The sequence below is a fragment of the Allobosea sp. 05T439 genome (genome assembly GCF_056396005.1).
Genome location: NZ_JBFTKP010000008.1, coordinates 1 through 2,500, shown reverse-complemented (window position 1 = coordinate 2,500; position 2,500 = coordinate 1). Strand labels below are relative to the sequence as shown.

The 2,500-nt window shown below is 54.8% G+C and carries 2 tRNA genes and 2 rRNA genes (1 of these 4 cut by a window edge); all 4 read right to left on the bottom strand.

What is annotated here, in order from left to right:
- Positions 1 to 71 (bottom strand): 23S ribosomal RNA (locus tag AC1DIO_RS11120); it reaches 2,736 nt to the left of the window's first position.
- A gap of 228 nt (positions 72 to 299) precedes the next feature.
- Positions 300 to 375, bottom strand: a tRNA-Ala gene (locus AC1DIO_RS11115).
- Between the two features lie 31 nt (positions 376 to 406).
- Positions 407 to 483 (bottom strand) — tRNA-Ile (locus AC1DIO_RS11110).
- A gap of 226 nt (positions 484 to 709) precedes the next feature.
- A 16S ribosomal RNA gene (locus AC1DIO_RS11105) occupies positions 710 to 2,196 on the bottom strand.
- The 16S and 23S rRNA genes sit together here with 2 tRNA genes alongside, the layout of an rRNA operon.
- Positions 2,197 to 2,500 lie beyond the last annotated feature (304 nt).

Here is a 2,500-nt window from a genome sequence, read left to right as displayed (position 1 = left end):
CGCAGCGTATCACGTCCTTCATCGCCTCTCAGCGCCAAGGCATCCACCGAATGCTCTTAAGGCACTTGATCGTTCTCATGATCGATGTCCGCAATCCAACAGGATGCAAAACATGATCGGAAAGACCATTTTATGCTTGCCGAATAGACCCGAATAAGACGAGCACGGATGGTGTCCGCGTCCCGAATGTCGCTGGGTAGCGACCTCTTCAGATCTATTCCCTCTTCACAATGACAAACAGCGTTACTCATCGCAGCTCAAAGAGCTGCAATCAGCAAAACCTGAATTTCCGGGCGGTATGGTGGAGCCAGACGGGATCGAACCGACGACCTGAAGCTTGCAAAGCTACCGCTCTCCCAACTGAGCTATGGCCCCGTAATCGAACCTGACGGCTTGTCGAGAAAGCTGGTGGGCCTGGGAGGATTTGAACCTCCGACCTCACGCTTATCAAGCGCGCGCTCTAACCAACTGAGCTACAGGCCCAAGGCATGTCTCACGACAACGTCGCAAGACACGGCCAAAGAACCAAGCTGTTGGCCCAGAATGCGCGATCACATCCGACCCTATGTCGAACAGATCTGAGCGCATTCGCCCGGAAAAGAAAGAGAAACGAAGACGGCGAAGTTCCGCATGTCGAGGCCTGATTTGGCCTCTTTGTTCCAAGCGGATTTGATGATGAAGCAAGCTTCACCGAAAAATCCTACCTTAGAAAGGAGGTGATCCAGCCGCAGGTTCCCCTACGGCTACCTTGTTACGACTTCACCCCAGTCGCTGAGCCTACCGTGGTCGCCTGCCTCCTTGCGGTTAGCGCGACGCCTTCGGGTAAACCCAACTCCCATGGTGTGACGGGCGGTGTGTACAAGGCCCGGGAACGTATTCACCGTGGCATGCTGATCCACGATTACTAGCGATTCCACCTTCATGCACTCGAGTTGCAGAGTGCAATCTGAACTGAGACGGCTTTTTGGGATTAGCTCCAGATCGCTCTTTCGCTGCCCATTGTCACCGCCATTGTAGCACGTGTGTAGCCCAGCCTGTAAGGGCCATGAGGACTTGACGTCATCCCCACCTTCCTCGCGGCTTATCACCGGCAGTCCCCCTAGAGTTCCCAACTGAATGATGGCAACTAGGGGCGAGGGTTGCGCTCGTTGCGGGACTTAACCCAACATCTCACGACACGAGCTGACGACAGCCATGCAGCACCTGTGTTCCGGCCAGCCGAACTGAAGAAAGACATCTCTGTCGATCAAACCGGACATGTCAAAAGCTGGTAAGGTTCTGCGCGTTGCTTCGAATTAAACCACATGCTCCACCGCTTGTGCGGGCCCCCGTCAATTCCTTTGAGTTTTAATCTTGCGACCGTACTCCCCAGGCGGAATGCTTAAAGCGTTAGCTGCGCCACTGAGGTGCATGCACCCCAACGGCTGGCATTCATCGTTTACGGCGTGGACTACCAGGGTATCTAATCCTGTTTGCTCCCCACGCTTTCGCGCCTCAGCGTCAGTATCGGACCAGTTGGCCGCCTTCGCCACTGGTGTTCTTGCGAATATCTACGAATTTCACCTCTACACTCGCAGTTCCACCAACCTCTTCCGAACTCAAGACTCTCAGTATCGAAGGCAATTCCAGGGTTGAGCCCTGGGCTTTCACCCCCGACTTAAGAGTCCGCCTACGCGCCCTTTACGCCCAGTGATTCCGAGCAACGCTAGCCCCCTTCGTATTACCGCGGCTGCTGGCACGAAGTTAGCCGGGGCTTATTCTTCCGGTACAGTCATTATCTTCCCGGACAAAAGAGCTTTACAACCCTAAGGCCTTCATCACTCACGCGGCATGGCTGGATCAGGCTTGCGCCCATTGTCCAATATTCCCCACTGCTGCCTCCCGTAGGAGTTTGGGCCGTGTCTCAGTCCCAATGTGGCTGATCATCCTCTCAGACCAGCTACTGATCGTCGCCTTGGTGAGCCATTACCTCACCAACTAGCTAATCAGACGCGGGCCGATCTATCGGCGATAAATCTTTCCCCCGAAGGGCTTATCCGGTATTAGTCCAAGTTTCCCTGAATTATTCCGAACCGAAAGGTACGTTCCCACGTGTTACTCACCCGTCTGCCACTAGCACCGAAGTGCCCGTTCGACTTGCATGTGTTAAGCCTGCCGCCAGCGTTCGCTCTGAGCCAGGATCAAACTCTCAGATTGGATGAGTTTGTTCCGGCATCGCTGCGTATTGACGGAGTCATTGCTTGATTACCGAAGTAACCAGCGATGGCTCTTGTAAACGCAGCACACCGAAGTCTCGTTTGACTTGCCCGAAAGCAAGTCCGCAAGAACATCGCCGTCCACGTTTCTCTTTCTGTCTTCAGTTTTCAAACAGCGGKGCGTCTAACAAAGACAAGCAGGCCAACCGATCTCTCGGCTACAAGGCCCGAAGCTCTCATGAAGCGCAGTAGAGCGGCCCCGCCAGCGGCGGCGCCGTCTCGATGGCTGCGTTATAGGCCCCACC